Source organism: Pararhizobium sp. DWP1-1-3, assembly GCF_049896125.1.
GTDB lineage: Bacteria > Pseudomonadota > Alphaproteobacteria > Rhizobiales > Rhizobiaceae > Pararhizobium.
In genome coordinates this window covers 127776-150195 of sequence record NZ_JAFCTR010000001.1, presented here as the reverse complement: position 1 = coordinate 150195, position 22420 = coordinate 127776, and the positions used below count along the sequence as shown (strand labels likewise).

Genomic DNA, 22420 nt, shown 5'->3' with positions numbered 1-22420 from the left:
TGCCATGAATTGTTCCGTCGAACCGTTTCCGGTGCGGCATCGGCGTCTGACGGCGCAGGTCCGCATGCGATTAATCTGGCTTTTGCACTCCGCTTTCTGCTATAAGCGATGTTCAAATGTTTCCGACGGTTCCGGAGTTAACGCTCCGGTGACCGTTTTCTTTTGTGCTGAAGCCTGCCTGAGCGGGCACCGCATGGACTATGAAGGACAGTGAAATGGTCGAAAAAGTACCGATGACTCAAAGCGGATTCGCCAAGTTGCAGGAAGAGCTGCGTTGGCGTCAGCAGGAAGAGCGCCCGCGGATCATCGAAGCGATTTCCGAAGCGCGCGCCCATGGCGACCTTTCGGAAAACGCCGAATATCATGCGGCCAAGGAAGCCCAGAGCCACAATGAAGGCCGTATCGGCGAAGTCGAGGACTACGTCGCACGCGCCGAAGTCATCGACCTGTCGAAGATGTCCGGTTCCAAGATCAAGTTCGGCGCCACCGTCAAGCTGATCGACGAGGACACCGAAGAGAACAAGACCTACCAGATCGTCGGCGACCAGGAAGCCGACGTGAAGCAGGGCCGCATCTCGATCTCCTCCCCGATCGCCCGCGCGCTGATCGGCAAGGAAGTCGGCGATTCGATCGAGGTTGTTGCGCCTGGCGGCTCGAAAGCCTACGAAATCCTCGCGATCAACTGGGGCTGATCCCCGGCAAGTGCATTGAAAAGCCCGGACGGCGCGCAAGGCTGCCTCCGGGCTTTTTCCGTTAGATGACGAACAAGGGCTGGCAAGTGGAAGATATCAGCGACGTCGAGATCATTGCGCCGAATTTCAAGCGCCGCCTTTCCGGCGTGACGTCAACCATCATCCAGCTGATCCCGGTGCAGCGGGCGCTTGGCCAGAAGGTCGCAACGCTTGGCCCCGGCCTGCCGGAAAGCCTGCCGCATATCGGCTATTTATCGCTTTTTCGCCTTTGGCGCCGCCCGAACCACCGGGCGCTGCGCGTCTGGCATGCCCGCCGCAACATCGAAATGCTGCCGGCGATCTTTATGCGCGACATCTTGAGGATGAAGTTGAAGATCGTCTTCACCTCCGCCTCGCAGCGCAAGCATTCCGGCTGGACGAAATTCCTCGTCAGCCGGATGGATGCCGTGATTGCCACCAGCAATCGCACCGCCGCCTATCTGGAGGTACCGAGCACGACGATCATGCACGGCATCGACACGCAGCGCTTCTTTCCGGCTGGAGACAAGGCCGCAGCAAAGGCGGCGGTCAGCCTTCCCGCAGACAGGAAAATTGCCGGCTGCTTCGGCCGCGTGCGCCATCAAAAGGGCACCGATCTTTTCGTCGACAGCATGATCGGCCTCCTGCCCCAGCGGCCGGACTGGATTGCCATCGTCGCCGGCCGCGCCACGCCGGCGCATCAGGCGTTCGAGACGGAACTGAAGGAAAAGGTCAAAGCTGCCGGCCTTGGCGAACGGATCCTGTTTGTCGGCGAGCATACCAACATTCCCGACTGGTACCGGGCGCTCGACCTGTTCATCGCACCCCAGCGCTGGGAAGGCTTTGGCCTTACCCCCTTAGAGGCGATGGCAACGCAGGTACCGGTCGTGGCGACCGATGTCGGGGCATTTTCCGAACTGCTCGCCACGGGCAAGGACGAAACCGGCATCCTGATCCCTGCCGGGTCGCTGACGGAAATGGCCGAAGCTGCGGCCTTGTTCATGGATGATCCGGAACGGACAAAGCATGCTGGCGCGCGCGGGCTTTCCCGCGCGATCGCCAGCTTCAGCATCGAACGCGAAGCAACAACAATCGGTGAAATCTACGAAAAACTTCTGTCGTCCGCGAACTAGGGCTTGCGCTTGAACAGATCGATATAGGCGTTGGCCACGGCCTCTTCGGAGAACTGGCCGACCAGCATGCTGCGGCCGGCTTCGGCAATGCTGGCAGCCAGCTGCGGCTGAGCGATCAGCTGGTTGATCGCACGCGTGTAGCCGGCGACGTCATCGATATCGACCAGCAGGCCATTTTCACCGTCGCGGACAAACCAGGACGGGCCTTCCGAACGTGAGGAAATGACCGGCTTTTTCTGTGCCCAAGCTTCGAAAATAACGTTGCCCAGCGGCTCATGACTGGACGGCATGACGAAGATATCGGCTGCAGCAACAAAGGGTCGCGTGTCCTTGTGCCAACCGAGCAGGCGCACGCGGTTTTCCATCTTGTGCTCGCGGATGACCGCCTCGATTGCACTGCGTTCTTCGCCGTCGCCTGCGATCCACAAAAACGCGTCCGGGACCGCCGCCATGGCCTTGATCAGCAGGTGAAAGCGCTTGCGCAGGACGAAACGCCCCATGGTCATCACAACAGGTACGCCTTCGGGTGTATTGACGGAGGCGCGGTCGATCGGCGCGACAGGCGTCGTGTCGGTGAAGTTCGAGATCACCTCGACGCCGCGCGTCCAGCCGAGCCTGCGCACGTGATCGCCGATGCCGGGCGTGTTGCACACCAGGATGTCGGTATTCTTGAAATAGCCGAGATGGGTCGGATAGTCGCCGAGCCGCGACAGTTTGATCGCACCATTATAGGCGGGCATCAGCCGGGCGCCGCGGGTCGACCAGGAAATGATCGCATCCACCTTGTCGCGCCGCGCCATCGACAGAACCTTCATCGGCAAGAGCAGGCGATCGACCGAAAGATTGCGGAAATTGCTCTGGATCACCCGCGCATGCGGTTCGACATCCTCGCGCCATCTGCGGTTCCAGCGCATGACGGCGGTCTGCTCGACGCCGCGCCGTGCCAAGGCTCCGACCAGATGGACAAAGAATTTCTCCGCCCCGCCATCCTTGCCGAAAATATACTGATGAACCCGCATTGGTGTTAATCCCGCATTGTGTTTCGCGCCCGTTGCGACACGCAATCCGTGTCTGCAGGCAATTTCGTCTTTATGTTACGCTTGGGGCACCAACACAAGTGCAACGCCTCTGCTGCGCCGGAAAACTTGCTTGCGCTGCCGCGGGTCAAACTCCGCGCGCATGTTGCAGCAATGACATCGCCGGGACCCTGGATCAGATGGTATCCGCCCTGTGACCAACTGTTACACCGCGATCTTGCAAGTGGAGAAGCCATGGATTACGTCCAGACATCGCCGGGAGATATCAACGGATGACGGTTGCGTGCACCGGCAGCCTGGCCTCTCTCCACCGGAAAGGGTAAAATGCAGTCGCTTGAAACCTATGTCATCAATCTGGACGGCAGCAATGACCGTCTGGACGCAATCAGCGCCCGCCTGGCCGCTTTCGGCATCGCCTTCGAGCGGATCCCGGCAGTCGATGGCCGCCCCCTCGACCTTTCGACCGTCGCGGATTACGACGAGGCGCATGCCGAGCGCTACATGGGCCGAGGCCTGGTCGGCGGCGAAATCGGCTGCTATCACAGCCATTTGAAAGTGGCCACCCGCTTCCTGCAATCGGACGCCCACTATGCGCTGGTTCTGGAAGACGACGCGCTGCCGCTCTGCAATCCGGTAGAACTGCTTGAAAAGGCGCTGGGCGATCTCGACGCAACCGACCCTGATTGGCTGCTGATCAATGTCGGCAACAGCAAGCTGAAGATCGCCACGCCGCTGTCGGGCTACGAGGTCGGCGGGCATCGATGCGAACTCGTCGCGGCCCATTATTTCCCGATGACCACCAGCGCCGTCGTCTGGTCGCGCGAAGGGGCGCGGCTGTTCGTCGAGCAGCACCGCAAGATATTCGCGCCGGTGGACAATTATTTCCGCCATTGGCTGACCCGCACCGGTCACGGCTATTCCTTTACGCCGCCGCCGGTAACAACGACCGAAGCGGCGAGCCAGATCCTTGCAAGTGCTGGACGCGGCAGAAAGACCAACAAGCGAAAATGGTATTACGGCCTGGCCAAACAATACCGCCTGATGCAGGACAAACTGATTGCCTGGCGCCAGAAGCGGCGATTTCGGCCGAGGGCGGGATGACAACGCCTCTGCCAGGAAGTGGCTGCGCACCGTTTCGACGGGTTCGTCGGGTTCGTGCTTCGGCGACGAGGCCTGCGCGATCACGGGCTTTTTGACACGCAGTCGAACGGAAAATAGTTTTCGCTCGAGATCACCCGCTTTACGGCACTCCAGGCGGTGCTGATGCGGAAATGGCATTGAGGTCTATATCGGACATACACTTAAAAAACCGAAGTTACGGTAAGCAGCCGGAGGGTCGTTGAGTTTCCATGGAATTGCCGACCGCCTTCTTGTAAGGCAGACACCGACATCAAAAATCGAGAATAATTCGAAATGACTGCACGAATGAATATCCGCCCGTTGGGAAACATGGGCAACCAGATGCTGCAGTACATGTTTGCTCTCAGCGTGCGCGATCGGGCCGGAGAACTGGAAATCTTCGGCCAGGATATTCCCTTCTGGAACATCAAAGCACCTGTGCCCGCTGATTTTTCATCCTCACCCTTGATCTTGCGGGGCCACCAATACATCGATGCCACGCAGGTGGCCCATTGGATCCGTGCCGGAAAGATCCGCGACTGCGAACTGCACGGCCTGGGCTTCCAGATGAGCAATTACGGTCACCACGAAAGATACGCGGCCGTGTTCAACGCCGAAACGGTCGATGCCACCGGGTATGGGCCTGAATACGTGGTCTTCAACGTTCGCGGAGCTGAAATCCTCGACCGTAAACACCGTGACTACGGTCCTGTGCCTCTGTCGTTCATCGACCAGGTTATCGAGACAACCGGCGCAAAGCCGGTGTTCATGGGGCAATTGGGCGATGATTTTTATTCGCGGAAGCTCCGGGAGCGGTATGCGGGCTCGATCTTTCAACAGAGCCGCGGGGCTCTGATCGATTTCGAGGTGCTGCGCCGGTCCCACCAGATCGCTGTTGCCGTCAGCACATTTTCCTGGGTTGCGGCCTGGCTGTCAAAGGCGCAGGTCATTCATGTGCCGCTCTGCGGCATCCTCAACCCGCAGCAGAGACCGGATATCGATCTTCTGCCGGAAAATGATGAGCGTTATCGTTTCTATGACTGTATCCCGCATCGCTGGACCGCAAGTGCCGAGGATATCGAGTATCTTTGGGCGCCCCGACAGCATCGGCAACTCGACGCAGCACACATTCGGCAGCTGAAGACGGCTGCTCGCCGCAAAACAGCGGTGGCGAGAATGTGGAGAAGCCTGCGAACCAGCGCGCGGGTCGGGCTAGGATTTCGCTAAGCCAGCCCTGTGCGTTTGTTCGCTGAAAACAGGGTGAGATTTCGCCGCTGATTTCGGTTTCCTCAAATCGCCACCAGCCCGACGCTTTTCACCTTGCGGATCGTCAGCATGGTGCGGACGGTATCGACGCGGTCGTTGGCGGTCAGCACCTCGATGACGAAGTCCTGAAAGACGGTCAGGTTCTCCGAGACGCAGTGCAGCAGGAAATCGCTTTCGCCTGAAACCATCCAAGCCTGGCGAACAAGCGGCCAGGCATTCGTCGCCGCCGCAAAAGCCTTGAGATCGGCTTCGGACTGGTGCTTCAAACCGACCATGCAGAACGCCACCAGATCGAAGCCGAGCGAAGGCGCGTTGAGCAGGGCGTGATAGCCCTTGATGACGCCTCCCTCCTCCAGCTTGCGAACGCGCCGCAGGCACGGGGGCGCGGAGATTCCAACCTTCTGCGCAAGTTCGACGTTGGTCATACGCCCATCACCCTGCAATTCACGCAGGATCTTTATGTCGATGGCATCCAGTTCAGTGCGAAACACGTGCGCCCCTTGTTCAAATGAGTCGGTCTTATCTGCCCGAAATCGGGCCTAACTCGCAAGAAAATTTCGCTTTCACGATAAAAAAGTACGCTCGCTCAGCATGTACTGTTGGTAAAGTGGGACCCGCACTTGAATATGAAGGGCCTCCGTTCATAAATGGAGGCTTCACCGACGACGGATAATCCGTGCGAATGCATGGGAAAGACAGGACCCGGACCATGACTGCCCGACACACCAAAGTTCTCATCATCGGCTCCGGCCCGGCCGGCTATACCGCTGCCATCTATTCGGCGCGTGCGCTGCTCAATCCGGTTCTGATCGCCGGCATGGAACAGGGCGGCCAGCTGATGATCACCACCGATGTCGAGAACTATCCGGGCTATGCCGATCCGGTTCAGGGACCGTGGATGATGGAGCAGATGCTCAAGCAGGCGCAGCATGTCGGCGCCGAAATCGTCAACGACCTCGTCACCGATGTCGACATGTCGGTGCGCCCGTTCCGGCTGAAGACCGACAGCGGCACCGACTGGACCGCCGACGTCTTGATCATCGCGACCGGTGCCAAGGCGAAGTGGCTGGGCATCGAGAGCGAGCCGGTCTTCCAGGGGTTTGGGGTTTCGGCCTGCGCCACCTGCGACGGCTTCTTCTATCGCAACAAGGACGTCATCGTCGTCGGCGGTGGCAATTCTGCCGTCGAGGAAGCGCTCTACCTGTCCAACCTCGCCAAGACCGTGACGGTGGTGCACCGCCGCGATCATTTCCGCGCCGAAAAGATCCTGCAGGAGCGGCTGTTTGCCAAGCCGAACGTCAAGGTCATCTGGGATCATGAAGTGACCGAATATACCGGTGCTGCCGCCAAGCCGCCGATGCCTGCCTCGGTCAGCGGCGTCAAGCTGCGCAACACCAGGACGGGTGCAACGAGCGACATGCCGATCGACGGCGTGTTCGTGGCCATCGGCCACGCGCCGGCGGTCGAACTATTCAAGGACAAGCTGCGCCTGAAGCCGAACGGCTATCTCTGGACGGCGCCGGATTCGACGGCCACGGATGTGGCTGGTGTCTACGCGGCCGGCGATGTGACCGACGATATCTACCGTCAGGCGATCACCGCTGCCGGAATGGGCTGCATGGCCGCTCTTGAAGCTGAAAAATATCTGGCGGGCCATATGCCTGTCGCAATTGCGGCCGAATAGAAGCCGCGAAGAATGGGAGCGGTCAAGGCCGCTCCTGAGTGGGAACAGACAATCAGCCTTATGGCGGAAAACACCAGGCCGTTTTCCGCCACGAGCACCTTTGGGGGACACCATGCCGCTAGACTGGGACAAACTGCGCATTTTCCATGCGGCGGCGGAAGCGGGATCGTTCACCCATGCGGCCGACAAGCTGCACCTGTCCCAATCGGCCATCAGCCGCCAGGTGAGCTCTCTGGAGCAGGATGTCGGCATCAAGCTGTTTCACCGCCACGCGCGCGGCCTGATCCTCACCGAACAGGGCGAAATCCTCTATCGCACCGCCCATGAAGTGCTGATGAAGCTGGAAAGCGTCAAGGTCCAGCTGACCGAGAATACCGACAAGCCGTCCGGCAAGCTGCGCATCACCACGACGGTCGGCCTCGGCCAGGGCTGGCTGACCGACAAGGTGCAGGAATTCCTGGCGCTTTATCCCGATATGCAGGTCCAGCTGATCCTCGACAACGAGGAACTGGATGTGAACATGCGCCATGCCGACTGCGCCATCCGGCTGCGCCAGCCGCAGCAGTCCGACCTCATCCAGCGCAAGCTGTTCACCGTGCACATGCACGTCTATGCGGCGCCCTCCTACATCAACAAGTTTGGCGAGCCGCAGTCGGTCGAGGATCTCGACAACCACCGGATCATCACCTTTGGCGAACCGGCACCGAACTATCTGCTCGACGTCAACTGGCTGGAGATCGCCGGCCGGGATTCGGACAATCCCCGCCCCTCGCACCTGCAGATCAACAGCCAGACCTCGATCAAGCGCGCCTGCCTGCTCGGCATCGGGATCGCCATGATGCCGGACTACATCGTCGGCCGCGATCCGGGCTTGATTCAACTTCCGATCGGTGCGGAAATCCCATCCTTCGATACCTATTTCTGCTATCCGGACGAGATGAAGAACGCTGCTAAGCTGAAAGTCTTCCGTGACTTCATCGTCGCGAAGGCCCGTAACTGGGCCTTCTGATAGGGCCTTCGCACCTGCACAAAAAACGAACTCTACCCTCCCCCTAGACAAACTGTTGTTTTAGCTTGTTTTTCGCCACATCCTGATATTTGCAGGCAGCGCAAGATATTGAAATAGCCCGAAAATTGCGCAGGGCTGCGTCCGGCACATGGCTGTCATGCATATTAAATGATTGCGAACAGCCCAAAAAACCATCATACCGACTGCAGCTGATGCATCTTGGTGGCTTTTTTCCTCCCAGTGCCACCGCAGCAGCTGTTCCCCTCTGGAGGTTTAATTACCTTCATAACTATAAAGGGCCCAAGTTTTTCTTGTGGCCCTCTTTTTTTGCCCAGATTTCAACAACATCCCTATGGTTGCAATATTTTCTTGGCATGCGGCATTGAATTTTTCCAACACCCTTCCCACATCCAATTCAGCTGATGCACATGGTGGTCTTTTTCCTCCCAGTGCCACCGCAGCAGCTGTTCCCCTCTGGAGGTTTTACAACCTTCACATCTAAAAGGGCCCTGTCCTCCAGTGGCCCTCTTTTTTTGTCCAAATTCCCCTCGACGTGCCCTTCACAAAGACGTGATTTGAATATCGGAAAAGGCCGATATACGTATCGCCATATCGGAATTTAGCGATACAGAGTAGACCGGTGGACAAAGACGAAATCCTCAAAGCCCTGGCCCATCCCAAGCGTATCGAGATGCTCGGCTGGATGAAGGAACCGGACGTGCATTTCTCCAGCCAGCATCATCCGCTGGACATGGGTATCTGCGCCAGCCAGTTCGAACGCTGCGGCCTGTCGCAATCGACCGTCTCTGGCCATCTGTCGATCCTGCAGCGTGCCGATCTCGTCACCACCAAACGTGTCGGCCAATGGATTTTCTACCGGCGGAACGAAGACACGATCGAGGCATTCCTGAAAGACATCGGCAACACGTTGTGACCGGCATCGTTGCCCAACGTTTTATCCTCCCAAGACAACATCCCCGCAACGAACGAAAAGGACTTCCCATGACTTCCCTCTTCGACCCGATCAAGATCGGCGACATCGAGCTTGCCAACCGCATCGTGATGGCGCCCCTGACCCGCAACCGCTCGCCGGGCGCCGTGCCGAACACGCTGAACGTCACCTATTACGAACAGCGCGCCTCAGCCGGTCTCCTGATCACCGAAGCGACCGCCATCACCCATCAGGGCCAGGGTTATGCTGATGTTCCCGGCCTTTACACCAAGGAAGCGCTGGATGGCTGGAAACAGGTGACCGCGGCCGTGCACAAGGCCGGCGGCAAGATCGTCGTGCAGATGTGGCATGTCGGCCGTATCTCGCATACCACGCTGCAGCCGGACGGCGGCAAGCCTGTGTCGGCATCCGCCATCCAGGCGAAGTCGAAGACCTACCTGATCAATGAGGACGGCACCGGCACGTTTGCCGAGACATCCGAGCCACGCGCGCTCGAACTCTCCGAAATACCGGGCATTATCGAAGACTACCGCAAGGCCGCCCGTGCTGCGATCGATGCGGGATTTGACGGTGTCGAGATCCATGCCGCCAACGGCTATCTGATCGACCAGTTCCTGCGGTCGGGCTCGAATGTCCGCACCGACGAATACGGTGGCCCGATCGAAAATCGCGCTCGCTTCCTGTTCGAGGTCGTCGATGCGATCACCAAGGAAATCGGCGAAGGCCGCACCGGCATCCGCATTTCGCCGGTGACGCCGGCCAACGACTCGTCCGATCCGGACGCGCAGACGTTGTTCACCTATGTCGTCGAGGGATTGGCCAAGTACCAGCTGTCCTACATCCACATCATCGAGGGTGCGACCGGCGGTCCGCGCGACTTCCAGCAGGGTGACAAGCCGTTCGACTATACGGCGTTGCGCCAGGCCTATGAAAAGGCCGGCGGCAAGGCCGCGTGGATGACCAACAACGGCTACGACCGCGAGCTCGCCATCCAGGCCGTCAAGGACGGCAAGACCGACCTCGTCGCCTTCGGAAAGCCGTTCATCGCCAATCCGGATCTGGTCGAGCGCCTGAAGAACAACGCGCCGCTCAACACACCGGACCAGGCGACGTTCTATGGCGGCGGTGCCAAGGGCTACACGGACTATCCGGCGCTCGAACAGCAGGTCGCTTGAACATCCACCCTCCCCTTGAGGGGGAGGGTCGGCACGTGAGTGCCGGGGGGTGATTTCCGTCGCCAACTGGTGTACCGCATGCCCCGCGGGTGACGTTTCCTGCCTCTTCTCCCCAGCGGGGAGAAGTGCCGAGTGAAACGAGGCGATGAGGGGGCCTCCGCGATTTCGGAGCCAGCCGCCCCCTCATCCGGCCCTGCGGGCCACCTTCTCCCCGATGGGGAGAAGAGGACGCGAACCACCGCTTCTCTAATCAGGGGAACCATCGAGTGACGGGGCGTGCAATGTTCGACCATTTCATCCAGTCATGGGCGCTCGTGCCCGACGGCGCGCCAATCGCCACGCATTCCAGCCGCCTCCTCCCCGTCCTTTGGCGCGGTCTGCCCGTGATGCTGAAGATTGCGACAGTCGCCGAGGAAACACGCGGCGGCCTGCTGATGCAATGGTGGGACGGCGAAGGTGCCGCCAAAATTTATGCGCAGGAGGGGGATGCGATCCTGCTTGAGCGGGCTGAAGGCCAGCGCTCGCTGCTGTCCATGGCGATGGACGGCGAAGATGACCCGGCAAGCAGGATCATCTGCGGGACCATTCGAACCCTGCACAGGCCGCCTGCAAAACCCTATCCGGAGCTTATGCCCCTCGATATATGGTTCCGCGGACTGGACGCGGCATCCTCGACCCATGGCGGTTCGTTCAACACCGCAGACACTGCCGCAAAAGCGCTGCTTGCAGAACCCCGCGAAGTCGGCGTGCTGCACGGCGATATCCATCACGGCAATATTCTCGATTTCGAAGACCGGTGCTTTCTGGCGATCGACCCGAAGGGCTTGTTTGGCGAGCGCGGCTACGATTATGCCAACCTGTTTTGCAATCCGGACCTGCCGGCGACGAAAGACCCCGCAAGACTGCGCCGCCAGCTCCCCATCGTGGCAAAGGAATCCGGCCTTGCGCCCGATCGGCTGCTGCGCTGGATCATCGCCTATGCAGGCCTTTCCGCCGCCTGGTTTCTCGAGGACGGCGGCGATCCGGCGCCGGCTCTTCATGTTGCCGAAATCGCCGCTGCGGAGTTGAATAAGGGTGCCGGAACAGTTTCCGCCGATCCTTGATTTACCGGCTGTACAACACCGATCTCGCGGCTTAGAGCTTCGGCAAATTGCTGGAGACCCTGATGCACCTGCGCAACGCCGAAGAGACCGACCTGCCCGCCATCCGCGACATCTACAACGATGCCGTGCTCAACACGACGGCGATCTGGAACGACACGCAGGTCGATCTCGAAAACCGCGCCGCTTGGTTCGCAGAGCGCAAGCGTCTCGGCTATCCGGTGCTGGTGGCGGTGACCGATGACGGCACGATTGCCGGTTATGCCTCCTTCGGCGACTGGCGCGCCTTCGACGGTTATCGCCATACGGTCGAGCATTCGGTCTATGTCGAGAAGAACCAGCGCGGCGGCGGTATCGGCAAGCTCCTGATGCAGGCCCTGATCGAGCGGGCTGCGGCCTGCGGCAAGCATGTGATGGTGGCCGGCATCGAGGCCAACAATGCAGCCTCCATCCGCCTGCACGAAAAGCTCGGTTTCGAGATCACCGGCCAGATGAAGGAAGTCGGCACCAAGTTCGGCCGCTGGCTGGACCTGACCTTCATGCAGCTGACCCTTCCGGAAAAACCGTAAGCGGCTCCCGATCTCGGTGAAACAGTGTTATCAAGGACCGTCGAGACGGATGGCCCCTGAGCGTATGAAACACAAAAGACGGCGACACGGACGAGGGGCATGGTTGGCAGCGCTGTTTGCCCCCGCCTTATTCCTGGGAACGTTTTCGGACAACACGATCGCCCTTGCGCAGCCGGAATGGCGCGCACCGCCTTGCGTTTACTCAGCCAATACCAGGACTGCGACACTCTGCGTGCGCGCGCGCAGTTATAGCCGCGACATCTGCACGGCACTTGGTCATTTCGCCGAAACCAATGCACTGCCGCCGGATTTCTTCGCGCGGCTGATCTGGAAGGAAAGCCTGTTCCGTCCGGATGCGGTCAGCCCCAAGGGGGCCGAAGGCATCGCGCAATTCATTCCCTCGACCGCCAAACTGCGCGGGCTTACCAACAGTTTCGACGCGCTGGAGGCTCTGGAAAAATCGGCCGAATATCTCGATGTGCTGCGTGACCGTTTCGGCAATCTCGGCTTTGCCGCTGCCGCCTACAATGCCGGTGAAGGCGGGCTGAGCAGCTTTCTTGAGACCGGCGATCTGCCCTCTGAAACCCGCGCCTATGTGCTGGCCATCACCGCCCATCCGATCGAGGAATGGAAGGACAATCCGCCTCAGACACTCGACCTGCGGCTCGACAAGGACAAATCCTTCTACGATGCCTGCACCGCCCTTGCCGACAAGCGGCGGCTGAAGGAGGTGGCGTTCGAAGGGGAAGGCACTTGGGCGCCCTGGGGTGCGCAACTGTCAGCGCATTTCCAGAAGAGCGTGGCGCAGCGGCTGTTTCTGGCCACCGTCAGCCGCATGCCCTCGCCGCTCAATGCGGAGAAGCCGCTGATCCAGCGCGAGCGCAACCGGGCTTTTGGCAACCGGCTGCGCTATACCGCCAGGATCGGCCGCCATACGCGGGCCGACGCCGACGCCGTCTGCATGCAAATCCGCAAGACCGGCGGCGCCTGCATCGTCTTCAAGAACTAGGGCGTTTCATCTCGGCCCCCCGCGCGGCAAGACCGGCGGGGTGCAGCGCAAGCGCTCATGCCGTCACCTCTCCCATCTCGCCCTGACGAGGCGCCGGCAAAGCCCTTTGCGGCATCGCCAGTTCCGGCGGCAGGCAGCCAAGGGTGGCAAGTGAGGCGCGTACCGCCTCGTCGATCGGGGTCCAGGGTTCGGCACCGATAGCGGCAACCAGCCGGTCATTGGGCATGCGCAACGGCTGCTGCCAGATGTAGCGCATCTCCCGCAGCTCTTTCAGCAACGGCACGAACGGTGCTGCGAACGGCATCATCCACCACGGGAAGGACCTGACCTTCATGTTCGGATTGCCGCTGGCGCGCCGGATCGCAGCGGTGAGACGGGTACCGTCATCGTCCCAGAAGCCTTGCATATGAAAGACGGCGAATGGTGCCAGGGTTTCGCGGCGATCGACAAGGCGCGCCATCGTCTCGGCCACATCCGGCAGGTAGGCCCATTGGTGACCGGTGCCCTTGCGGCCGGGATACATCACGGCGGTTACCGGCTTGCCCGGCGTCACCATGCCCTGCGAAAACCAGCTGTTGGCAGCGCCCGGGCCGAAGAAATCCCCTGCCCTGACGATGATGACGCGAACGCCTTCCCGCGACGCCGTTTCCAGACGGCGCTCCATTTCAGCGCGAATTTTTCCCTTGGCGGTGACCGGGTTCTGCGGCGATTTTTCATGCAGCAGCGGAAAGGCGTCGGGGCCGAAATTATAGATCGTGCCGGGTAGCAGCACCGTCGCGCCGGTTGCCTTGGCCGCCGCGATCGTGTTGTCGATCATCGGCAGGACCAGCGTACCCCAGTTGCGGTATCCGGGCGGATTGACGGCATGGACGATCAGGCTTGCCCCATCTGCCGCGGCAAGCACATCGTCCGCCCGCATGGCATCGCCTTGGACCCAATCGAAATGCTCGCTTTTCGCGGCCGCCTTGGCGGGATCGCGATGCAGCGCCCGGATCGTCCAGCCACGGGCTTTCAAGTTACGGGCAACCGCGCCGCCGATACCGCCGGTGGCGCCGAGGATGAGAGCGATCTGTTTTCCCTGCTCAGTCATGTCTGATCTCCTTGTTCGATGCAGACCATCCTGAACTCTTTCCAATTAAACGGAATTGCCGAAAACCATTTACCTGATATACAAAAATAGATGGACAGAAACGAGCCAAGCTGGGATTTCTACCGGACCTTCCTGACCGTGTTGCAGGAAGGATCCTTGTCGGCCGCCGCCCGCGAGCTGGGGCTGACGCAGCCGACCATCGGCCGCCATATCGATGCGCTGGAAACCATCATCGGCTTCCAGCTGTTCACCCGCTCTCCGCAGGGGCTGATCCCGACCGAAGCGGCGATCGACCTTAAACCCCATGCCGAGCAGCTGGCCGCGAATGCCGCCGCGCTGCTGAGGGCCGCGACCGGACAGGGCGGCGGCGTGCGCGGCACGGTGCGGATCAGCGCCAGCGAAGTGATCGGCATCGAGGTACTGCCACCGATGCTGACGGCGCTGAGTGACCGTCACCCGGACCTCGTCATCGAGCTGTCGCTGTCGGATGCCGTCGAGGACCTGTTGCGCCAGGAAGCCGATATCGCCGTGCGCATGGTCGAGCCGCAACAGGACGCATTGATCACCCGCCGGATCGGCGGCATTCCGCTGGGACTGCACGCCCACCGGCGCTATCTCGACAAGCACGGGACCCCGGACAAGCTGGAAGACCTGCTTGAGCACCGCACCATCGGCTTTGATCGCGAAAGCGCGTTTGTCCGGGCCATCCGCAAGCGCGTGCCGCTGATCGAGCTGATGCGTCCCTCGTTTCGCGCCGACAGCAATCTGGCCCAGCTGGCGGCCATCCGCGCCGGCTTCGGCATCGGCGTCTGTCAGGTTCAGCTCGCCAGGCGTGATCCGGATATCGTCAGGTTGTTCGAACAAGAGTTCACGCTGCCGCTCGAAACCTTTGTCGTCATGCACGAAAACCTGAAAACCACGCCGCGTTGCCGCGCCACCTTCGATGCGCTGGTGGAGGGATTTTTGGCCTACATCGGCAGATGATCGGACGGCACGCCGCCGGCTGGGGCCTGCGTCAACCCTTGCGATCCCCGCCGCGGTGCCAGCGCCTTGACCGAAAACAGCGCATAGATGATCAGCGGCAGGCAGACGAGATAGGACGTGCGGATACCGGCATGTTCGGCAATGAAACCGAGCAGCGGCGGCGCGAGAAAGAAGACGATGAACGTCACCTGCCCGAGTGCTGCGACATTGACCTGTGCCGGACGGTCGGTGCGCTGGGCGGCGGCCGAGACCGCCAGCGGATAGACCGCGCTGCATCCGCCGCCCATCAGGGCAAAACCGAACAGCGCGATATAGGCATGCGGCGCAAGCCAGACGGCTGTCAGGCCGACCGCCGACAGGACGAGCAGGACCGAGGCGACGTTGCGCGCACCGAACCGGTCGACGACCGGATCGATGAACAGCCGGGCGATCGCCATGAAGAACGTGAACAACGTCAGCCCGAGACCGCCGATGAACGGCTCGACGGCAAAGACGTCGCGCATATAGATCGCCGACCAGTCGATCCCCGCCCCTTCGACGAGGAAGGCGGCGATGCCGATGATGCAGAGCGGCAGCAGGCCAAGGGTTGGCACGGCAAACAGCGGCGCCTTGGCCTCATGCGAAACGGCGCGCGCCGGTGCGTTGCGGATACCCGAAATGGCAAAGAGGCCGACGACAAGTACGACGGCGAACGTCACGGCGAGATGGAACTGCATGGAGATTTCCCCCTGGCGCACGCCAGACGCAATCAGCGCGGTAACGAAAAACCCGAGGCTCCAAAACCCGTGCGCCCTGTTCATGATGCCACGCCCGAGCCGCGCTTCGAGCCGGTCGATCTCCACATTGAGATTGATCTCAAGCGCGCCGGCCAGCAGGCCGGCGACAAACAGCACGCAGAACACCAGCGGCGCAGCACCAACCCAGGGAACGATCGCAAACGCGGCGGCCGTGCCGAGAATGGTGATGAACGCCGTCGTCCGTGCGCCAAGATGGGCGATCAGCGGCGAGGAGAATGTCAGCGAGATCAGCGCCCCGATCGCCATGCCGATCAGCGTCAGCCCGAGCTCGGATTTATTGACCCCAAGCGCCACCTGCAGATCCGGCATGCGGGCGAGAAGCGCGCCGAGCGACACGGCAAACAGGAAGAAACAGGTATAGATCCTGTGATGCGGCGCAATGGTCATGGCTGGGCTCCTCGATAGGCCGTTGTGTACCGGGATTTGGGCGGGAGCGGAAGCCGCTTGGTGTGTTAGAAGTCCCGATTTTCCGGCCGGTGGCTAGATGTCGCTACTTGGGCAAAGCCATTGGTCGTGGAGGTTAAACCTGATTGAGGCAAAGCTTCCTGAGTGTGGGTATATTTCGCAATATCTGCTTGGTTTGTAACAGCTTGCGCGCAGGCGCACAGCCTCTCCGCCTCTGCCACCTTTCACCCGGTCATCCTAATCCTCCCCTCATTACCGGGCTTTACAACAAGGGCGGTAATGAGGGAATTTGGTGTTCGGCCATGACTACCGCTGAAAACCCAACGAAAAAACCCGCCGTTACCGGCGGGCTCGTTGTCGTTCAGGGACGGTGCTTACTTGCAGGCGCCGCAGAAGCGCTGGATGCGCTTGCAGGCTTCCTCAAGCAGTTCTTCCGAGGTCGCGTAGGAGATGCGGAAGTTGGGACCGAGACCGAAGGCCGATCCGTGGACGACGGCGACGCCTTCGGATTCGAGCAGTTCGGAGACGAAGTCCTCGTCGGTCTTGATGACCTTGCCTGACGGCGCGGTCTTGCCGATCAGGCCCTTGCAGGACGGATAGACGTAGAACGCACCTTCCGGCGACGGGCACTCGATGCCCTTGGCCTGGTTGAGCATCGACACGACCAGATCGCGGCGGCCTTCGAAGATCTTCTTGTTTTCCGGAATGAAATCCTGCGTGCCGTTCAGCGCCTCGACGGCCGCCCACTGGGCGATCGAGCAGGCGCCCGAGGTCTGCTGGCCCTGGATCATGTCCATCGCCTTGATCAGCGACAGCGGCCCGGCCGCATAGCCGATGCGCCAGCCGGTCATGGCATAGGCCTTGGAGACGCCGTTCATGGTCAACGTGCGGTCATAAAGTTTCGGCTCGACTTCGACCGGAGTGGCGAACTTGAAGTCGCCATAGGTCAGGTGCTCGTACATGTCGTCGGTCAGGACCCAGACATGCGGGTGCTTGAGGAGCACGTCGGTCAGGGCCTTCAGTTCGGCATGGCTATAGGCAGCGCCCGACGGGTTGGACGGCGAGTTGAAGATGAACCACTTGGTCTTGTCGGTGATCGCCTTGTCGAGGTCTTCGGCGGTCAGCTTGAAATTGTTGGCCTGGGTCGCTTCGACGAACACCGGCGTGCCGCCGCAGATCGACACCATCTCGGGATAGGAAACCCAGTAAGGTGCCGGGATAACGACTTCATCGCCCGGATTCATCGTCGCCATGAAGGCGTTGAAAAGAATCTGCTTTCCGCCGGTGCCGACGATCGTCTGGGCAGCCGAATATTCGAGGTTGTTTTCGCGCTTGAACTTCTTGGCGATCGCCTCGCGCAGTTCGGGGATGCCGGAAACCGGCGTGTACTTCGTCTCGCCGCGGTTGATGGCGTCGATCGCAGCCTTCTTGATATTATCAGGCGTATCGAAATCCGGCTCTCCGGCGCCAAGCCCAATCACATCGCGGCCCTTGGCTTTCAGTTCCCGGGCTTTTTGGGAAACGGCGATGGTGGCGGATGGCTTTACACGGGAAAGGGCGTCGGCAAGAAAGGCCATGATATGTTTGTCCTGTTCAGGTTGAAACAGCATGCGGCCAATGGAGCGGCTCTGCCGGGCTCCATAGCGGTTAGGTGTATGTCGAAAGACCGCCCCGGTTTCAAGCGCAAAGAGCCGAGAAAACCTGCAAAATGCGTAACCATGACAATGTTTCATCGGTGACATCACCGGTTCAGATGAATCAGTTTGTCGGCTCTGCCGCGCAGAAGACTGAAACGACTCTGCTTTTTGAACCCGGCTAAACAGAAATGCCAGCCTCCACCATCAGCCGGGATATGAGGGCAAGAACGTTTTTCCACCGTGATTTATTCATCAAAAACAAACGCTTTGGCGGATTTCCGCAAAGCCTTGATTTGGTCACAACAAATGCCTTGGCCTGCCGCAATTCCGTCCTTGTGCAGCCGATTTCGAAGCCTTTTCTGAAGGCAGACGAATCCATCTGCGCCGAGGGGGCCTGCAATGCTTCTGAACACCGAAAACACAGCCAAGCCGCCGAGCCGCATCAGCGGGCGGCAAATCGAGTATCTGATCGTGGCGATGCTGGTTGCCGTCACACTCGCCCTGCTGTTTGCCATGGGCTTCTTCTCGCATGCGATGGCCGAGACGAACGAAAGCAAGCCGCAGCGTTTTGCCGGCTATGTCCGCCCCAACGACATGGGCACCGGCGCCCTGCTCTTCCCGTCAAAGGAGCCCGGATCCTTTGTCGAGGCGCCGAGGCTTGCGACCGACGTCGTCATCGACGTCAACGGCCCGATCGTCCGCACCCGCGTCACCCAGCGCTTTGAGAACCCGAGCAAGGGCTGGGTCGAGGGCACCTATGTCTTTCCGCTGCCGGAAAATTCCGCCGTCGATACGCTGAAAATGCAGATCGGCGAGCGCTTCATCGAGGGTGAGATCAAAGCCCGCGAAGAGGCCCGCAGGGTCTACGAGGAAGCCAAGGCGGAAGGCAAGAAGACCGCCCTTCTTGAGCAACAGCGCCCCAACATCTTTACCAACCAGGTGGCCAATATCGGTCCCGGCGAAACCATCGTCGTGCAGATCGAGTACCAGAGCAGCGTCCACCAGTCGGGCGGCGAATTCTCGCTGAGGTTCCCGATGGTGGTGGCGCCGCGCTACAATCCCGATCCGATCGTGCAGACGGTCGATCTCGATCCGAAGTCCGGCTATGCCGTCAACGATCCCGTTCCGGACCGCGACAAGATCACGGCCCCTGTGCTTGATCCCGCTGAAAATGCCAGGATCAATCCGGTGACATTGACGGTCAATCTCAATGCCGGCTTCCCGCTCGGCACCGTCACCTCGCCTTTCCATCAGACCGAGATGCAGACGGTCGATGACATGGCCCGCAAGATTTCGCTGAAGGGCGGCAGCGTACCGGCCGACAAGGATTTCGAACTGAGCTGGAATGCCATCGCCGGCAAGACGCCGAATGCGGGCCTGTTCCGCGAAACGCAGAACGGCAAGACCTATCTGCTCGGTTTCGTCACGCCTCCCACCGCATCCGCTGCAACGGAAACTCCAGCGAAACGTGAAGTCGTCTTCGTCATCGACAATTCCGGATCGATGGCCGGGCCATCGATCGAGCAGGCGCGTGACAGCCTGGCGCTGGCGATCTCGAAACTGCGGCCGGAAGACAAGTTCAACGTCGTCCGCTTCGACGACACGATGGAGGTGCATTTCCCCTCGCTCGTCCAGGCAACGCCGGACAAGCGCGAGAATGCCATCGCCTTCGTTCGCGGCCTGACCGCCGATGGCGGTACCGAAATGCTGCCGGCGCTGGAAGCGGCGCTTCGCACCCAGGGTCCGGTCGAGCCCGGCGCCCTGCGGCAGGTGGTGTTCCTCACCGATGGCGCGATCGGCAACGAGGCGCAGCTGTTCGAGGAGATTTCGAAGAACCGTGGCGATGCCCGCGTCTTTACCGTCGGCATCGGCTCGGCGCCCAACACGCATTTCATGACCAAGGCCGCAGAACTCGGCCGTGGCACCTTCACGCTGATCGGCTCGGAAGACCAGGTCGCAGCCCGCATGGGTGAGCTGTTCGCCAAGCTCGAAAATCCTGTCATGACCGATATCGCCGTCAGCTTCGATGGTGCCAATGCGCAGGATATCACCCCGAACCCGATGCCGGATCTCTATCGCGGCGAGCCGGTGGTGCTGACGGCGGAACTGGATGGCGCAACACCTGCCGGCAAGCTGCAGATCATTGGCAAGACCGGCAACCAGCCCTGGCGCATCGAAATGGATGTTGCCAAGGCGTCTGAAGGCAAGGGCATCGCCAAGCTCTGGGCGCGCCGCAAGATCGACGATCTGGAAGCCAACGCCTATGCGGTGAACGATGCCGCCGCCCTCGACAAGCAAATCGAGACGGTGGCGCTGGCCAACCACCTCGTCTCCCGCGTCACCAGTCTGGTGGCCGTCGATGTGACCCCGTCCCGTCCTGTCAACGAGCCTGTCGTCAGCACCGACTTGCCGCTCAACCTGCCCGAGGGCTGGGATTTCGAGAAGGTGTTTGGCGAAAAGCCACAGGAGGCCATTCCGGAAGGGCAACGCAAGGCATCGCTGGAACAAAGCGAGCAGCAGGCAATGGTGGTTGCCGACCGGATGGCAGCAGCCCCGACGGCGCGTGCCGCCAGCATGATTGCCGATGCCGGCAAGCAGGTGGACCTGCCGCAGACGGCGACGCTCGCCGACCGGCATATCCTGATCGGCCTGATGCTGCTTGCTTTTGCCCTGATGGCAGCAACAACCTTCAGCCTCTGGCGCTGGCAGCTGCGTGGCCTGGTTTCGGAGGCGCGTGACCGTGTCCGATAAGCCTGGCGACGATGCGATCCTGGAGCAAGGACAAGACAAGGAAGGGCGCGCCGGTTTTCTGGCGCGCCTCAACGCGCTGGAGACGGTGGTTCTGGCTGGTATACTGCTGATCGCGCTCGCCGGCCTGATGCTGGTCGGCAAAGGCTTTTACATGAAGGCTAAGGCGGAGTTTTCCCAGGTTCTTCTGAAGCGCAGCTTCGAGGCGCAGCTACAGGGCGAGACCAATGCCAAGCCCTGGCCCTGGGCCGATTTTACCACCGAGGCGGAAATCACCGCCCTTCGTATCGGCAAAACCGCGGTCGTGCTTTCCGGCGCCAGCGGCGAGGCTCTGGCCTTCGGCCCGGCCCGCCTGGCCAACACACCGGCGCCGGGGGAAATTGGCACATCAGTCATCGCCGCCCATCGCGATACGCATTTCCGCTGGCTGAAAGACGTCAAGCAGGGCGACCTTCTGGTCATTACCCGCAAGGATGGAACCAACCTCACCTTCCGTGCCGGCACCAGCCGCATCGCCCGCTGGGACGAGAGCGGCATCAATGCCGATGCGCCCGGCCGCAATCTGGCGCTCGCCACCTGCTGGCCGTTCGATGCCACAGAGCAAGGCCCCCTTCGCTATATCGTCAATGCCGAACTTGTTGAAGATGCAGGCCCATCGACGCTCGCCGCGCAAGGTAGCCCCGGTAAACTCACGGTCAAATCCTTTTGATCGCAAAAGCACGCTCTCGACCTTGATACGCCCGCCTCAAAACCCAGCTTCAACGAGGATGCGTTGGGAGAATGAGATGACCATGACATTTGCAAGCCTGTTGAAATCCGCCGGATTGGTATCGGCTCTGACTGCGGCTCCTGCCCTTGCCGGGGATGCAAAGCAGTTCACGACCGAAAAGGCCGCCGTTCAGATCGACACGATCTCATCCGGTCTCGACAATCCATGGTCCGTCGATGTGCTGCCGGACGGCGCTTACATCGTCACCGAGCTTGGCGGCACGCTTCGCATCATCAGTGGCGGCAAGGCATCCGCGCCGATCAGCGGCGTGCCGGAGGTGGCCCGGCAGGGACAGGGCGGGCTTTTGGATGTTGCGCTCGATCCCGGATTTTCCACCAACCGCACGCTGTTTCTCTCCATGGCCGCCGCAGACGGCAGTGGCTACGGAACGGCGATCGTTCGCGCGGTGCTTTCCAAGGACGGGAAAAGCCTGACGCAGGTGCAGGAACTGTTCCGGATGAACAGGTTCACCGGCAAGGGCCAGCACTTCGGATCGCGGATCGCGGTTGCCGCCGATGGCAGCCTGTTCTTCGGCATCGGCGATCGCGGCGAACGCGACCGGGCGCAGGACATGCGCGACCATGCCGGCGCCATTTTGCATATCAAGCCGGATGGCGGCATCCCGGTAGATAACCCCTACAAGGATGGCAAGGCCGGGCTTGCCGAGCTCTGGTCGAAAGGCCACCGCAACCCGCAGGGAATCACCATCGATCCGGCCAACGGCCAGCTGCTGACCGTCGAACACGGCGCGCGCGGCGGCGACGAGATCAACATGCCGGCACCAAGCAAGAACTATGGCTGGCCCGTCATCACCTTCGGCAAGGATTACTCCGGCGTGAAAATCGGCGTCGGACAGGCCGCTGACGGCTACGAGCAGCCCCTCCACTATTGGGATCCGTCGATCGCACCCGGCGCCATCGACGTCTATCGCGGCGCGATGTTTCCACAATGGAACGGAAACCTGTTGGTCACGGCGCTGAAATCGGAGTTGCTGGCACGGCTGGAGCGGGATGAAAGCGGCGCGGTTGTTGCGGAGGAGCGCCTGTTTGAAGGTGAGTTCGGACGGATCCGCGACGTCAAGGTCGCACCCGACGGGTCGATCCTGATGCTCACCGATGGAGACGGCGGGGCGCTGCTGCGGGTTTCCGCTCCCGGCAACCGGAGCTGATGGCCCACCCTTTTTGCGGCAGGTCTCCGCTTGCCGAAACTCGATGCAAGTGTTAGCTC

General features: G+C 60.9%; 20 protein-coding genes. 15 read left to right on the top strand and 5 right to left on the bottom strand.

The annotated features are described in order from the left end of the window. The first annotated feature begins 215 nt into the window (after positions 1 to 215). Both greA and ACP7BS_RS00695 read left to right on the top strand, forming a co-directional pair. Complete coding sequence (gene greA, locus ACP7BS_RS00700; RefSeq protein ID WP_037098620.1) at positions 216 to 692, top strand: transcription elongation factor GreA; 477 nt, start codon at positions 216 to 218, stop codon at positions 690 to 692. Between the two features lie 86 nt (positions 693 to 778). Beyond that, positions 779 to 1843 carry a glycosyltransferase family 4 protein gene (locus tag ACP7BS_RS00695; RefSeq protein WP_426236430.1) on the top strand — a complete coding sequence of 355 codons (1065 nt, stop codon included), beginning with the start codon at positions 779 to 781 and terminating at the stop codon, positions 1841 to 1843. On the opposite strand, the gene ACP7BS_RS00690 is transcribed toward ACP7BS_RS00695, so the two are convergent. After that, positions 1840 to 2862 (bottom strand): glycosyltransferase, encoded by a 1023-nt coding sequence (locus tag ACP7BS_RS00690; RefSeq protein ID WP_426235298.1) that lies wholly within the window; start codon positions 2860 to 2862, stop codon positions 1840 to 1842. The genes ACP7BS_RS00695 and ACP7BS_RS00690 overlap by 4 nt on opposite strands. A 342-nt stretch (positions 2863 to 3204) precedes the next feature. Between ACP7BS_RS00690 and ACP7BS_RS00685 the strand changes: the two genes are divergently transcribed. Together ACP7BS_RS00685 and ACP7BS_RS00680 are read left to right on the top strand one after the other, a co-directional pair. Beyond that, positions 3205 to 3981 (top strand): glycosyltransferase family 25 protein, encoded by a 777-nt coding sequence (locus ACP7BS_RS00685; RefSeq protein ID WP_426235296.1) that lies wholly within the window; start codon positions 3205 to 3207, stop codon positions 3979 to 3981. Between the two features lie 348 nt (positions 3982 to 4329). Further along, positions 4330 to 5226, top strand: a complete 897-nt coding sequence (locus ACP7BS_RS00680) for a hypothetical protein (RefSeq protein WP_426235294.1) — start codon at positions 4330 to 4332, stop codon at positions 5224 to 5226. A gap of 62 nt (positions 5227 to 5288) precedes the next feature. On the opposite strand, the gene ACP7BS_RS00675 is transcribed toward ACP7BS_RS00680, so the two are convergent. After that, the gene (locus tag ACP7BS_RS00675) at positions 5289 to 5756 is read right to left on the bottom strand and encodes an Lrp/AsnC family transcriptional regulator (protein ID WP_426235292.1); all 468 of its coding nucleotides are present in this window, start codon (positions 5754 to 5756) and stop codon (positions 5289 to 5291) included. Positions 5757 to 5974: 218 nt separating this feature from the next. Here ACP7BS_RS00675 and trxB point away from each other — a divergent pair, with 218 nt between their 5' ends. From trxB to ACP7BS_RS00640, 7 genes are all read left to right on the top strand, one after another. Further along, positions 5975 to 6949, top strand: coding sequence for a thioredoxin-disulfide reductase (gene trxB / locus ACP7BS_RS00670; protein WP_426235290.1), 975 nt, complete (start codon positions 5975 to 5977; stop codon positions 6947 to 6949). A gap of 112 nt (positions 6950 to 7061) precedes the next feature. Then, positions 7062 to 7958 carry a LysR family transcriptional regulator VtlR gene (locus ACP7BS_RS00665; RefSeq protein ID WP_426227303.1) on the top strand — a complete coding sequence of 299 codons (897 nt, stop codon included), beginning with the start codon at positions 7062 to 7064 and terminating at the stop codon, positions 7956 to 7958. Positions 7959 to 8598: 640 nt separating this feature from the next. Further along, positions 8599 to 8892: an ArsR/SmtB family transcription factor gene (locus tag ACP7BS_RS00660; protein WP_426235288.1), complete on the top strand. Its 294-nt coding sequence runs from the start codon at positions 8599 to 8601 to the stop codon at positions 8890 to 8892. 68 nt (positions 8893 to 8960) lie between these two features. Beyond that, on the top strand, positions 8961 to 10085 hold the full coding sequence (locus tag ACP7BS_RS00655) for an alkene reductase (protein WP_426235286.1): 1125 nt from the start codon (positions 8961 to 8963) through the stop codon (positions 10083 to 10085). 281 nt (positions 10086 to 10366) lie between these two features. Next, positions 10367 to 11188: an aminoglycoside phosphotransferase family protein gene (locus ACP7BS_RS00650; protein WP_426236429.1), complete on the top strand. Its 822-nt coding sequence runs from the start codon at positions 10367 to 10369 to the stop codon at positions 11186 to 11188. A 62-nt stretch (positions 11189 to 11250) separates the two neighbouring features. Next, entirely contained in the window at positions 11251 to 11754 is a 504-nt protein-coding gene (locus ACP7BS_RS00645) for a GNAT family N-acetyltransferase (RefSeq protein ID WP_426235284.1), read from the top strand. Between the two features lie 64 nt (positions 11755 to 11818). Beyond that, on the top strand, positions 11819 to 12763 hold the full coding sequence (locus ACP7BS_RS00640) for a lytic transglycosylase domain-containing protein (RefSeq protein WP_426235282.1): 945 nt from the start codon (positions 11819 to 11821) through the stop codon (positions 12761 to 12763). Positions 12764 to 12818: 55 nt separating this feature from the next. Here ACP7BS_RS00640 and ACP7BS_RS00635 read toward each other — a convergent pair whose 3' ends face one another. Then, positions 12819 to 13853: an NAD(P)H-binding protein gene (locus ACP7BS_RS00635; protein WP_426235280.1), complete on the bottom strand. Its 1035-nt coding sequence runs from the start codon at positions 13851 to 13853 to the stop codon at positions 12819 to 12821. Positions 13854 to 13943: 90 nt separating this feature from the next. Here ACP7BS_RS00635 and ACP7BS_RS00630 point away from each other — a divergent pair, with 90 nt between their 5' ends. Further along, positions 13944 to 14837, top strand: a complete 894-nt coding sequence (locus ACP7BS_RS00630; protein WP_426235279.1) for a LysR family transcriptional regulator — start codon at positions 13944 to 13946, stop codon at positions 14835 to 14837. On the opposite strand, the gene ACP7BS_RS00625 is transcribed toward ACP7BS_RS00630, so the two are convergent. Both ACP7BS_RS00625 and ACP7BS_RS00620 read right to left on the bottom strand, forming a co-directional pair. Next, positions 14822 to 16021 (bottom strand): MFS transporter, encoded by a 1200-nt coding sequence (locus ACP7BS_RS00625; protein ID WP_426235278.1) that lies wholly within the window; start codon positions 16019 to 16021, stop codon positions 14822 to 14824. The genes ACP7BS_RS00630 and ACP7BS_RS00625 overlap by 16 nt on opposite strands. Before the next feature lie 392 nt (positions 16022 to 16413). After that, positions 16414 to 17616, bottom strand: coding sequence for a pyridoxal phosphate-dependent aminotransferase (locus ACP7BS_RS00620; RefSeq protein WP_426235276.1), 1203 nt, complete (start codon positions 17614 to 17616; stop codon positions 16414 to 16416). Positions 17617 to 18075: 459 nt separating this feature from the next. On the opposite strand from ACP7BS_RS00620, the gene ACP7BS_RS00615 reads away from it, so the two are divergent. The 3 genes from ACP7BS_RS00615 to ACP7BS_RS00605 all read left to right on the top strand — a co-directional run bounded on the left by ACP7BS_RS00615 (position 18076) and on the right by ACP7BS_RS00605 (position 22361). After that, positions 18076 to 20427 carry a marine proteobacterial sortase target protein gene (locus ACP7BS_RS00615; RefSeq protein WP_426235274.1) on the top strand — a complete coding sequence of 784 codons (2352 nt, stop codon included), beginning with the start codon at positions 18076 to 18078 and terminating at the stop codon, positions 20425 to 20427. Then, positions 20417 to 21133, top strand: coding sequence for a class GN sortase (locus ACP7BS_RS00610; protein WP_426235272.1), 717 nt, complete (start codon positions 20417 to 20419; stop codon positions 21131 to 21133). Before ACP7BS_RS00615 ends, ACP7BS_RS00610 begins: the two co-directional genes overlap by 11 nt. 76 nt (positions 21134 to 21209) lie before the next feature. After that, positions 21210 to 22361 carry a PQQ-dependent sugar dehydrogenase gene (locus tag ACP7BS_RS00605; RefSeq protein ID WP_426235270.1) on the top strand — a complete coding sequence of 384 codons (1152 nt, stop codon included), beginning with the start codon at positions 21210 to 21212 and terminating at the stop codon, positions 22359 to 22361. Positions 22362 to 22420 lie beyond the last annotated feature (59 nt).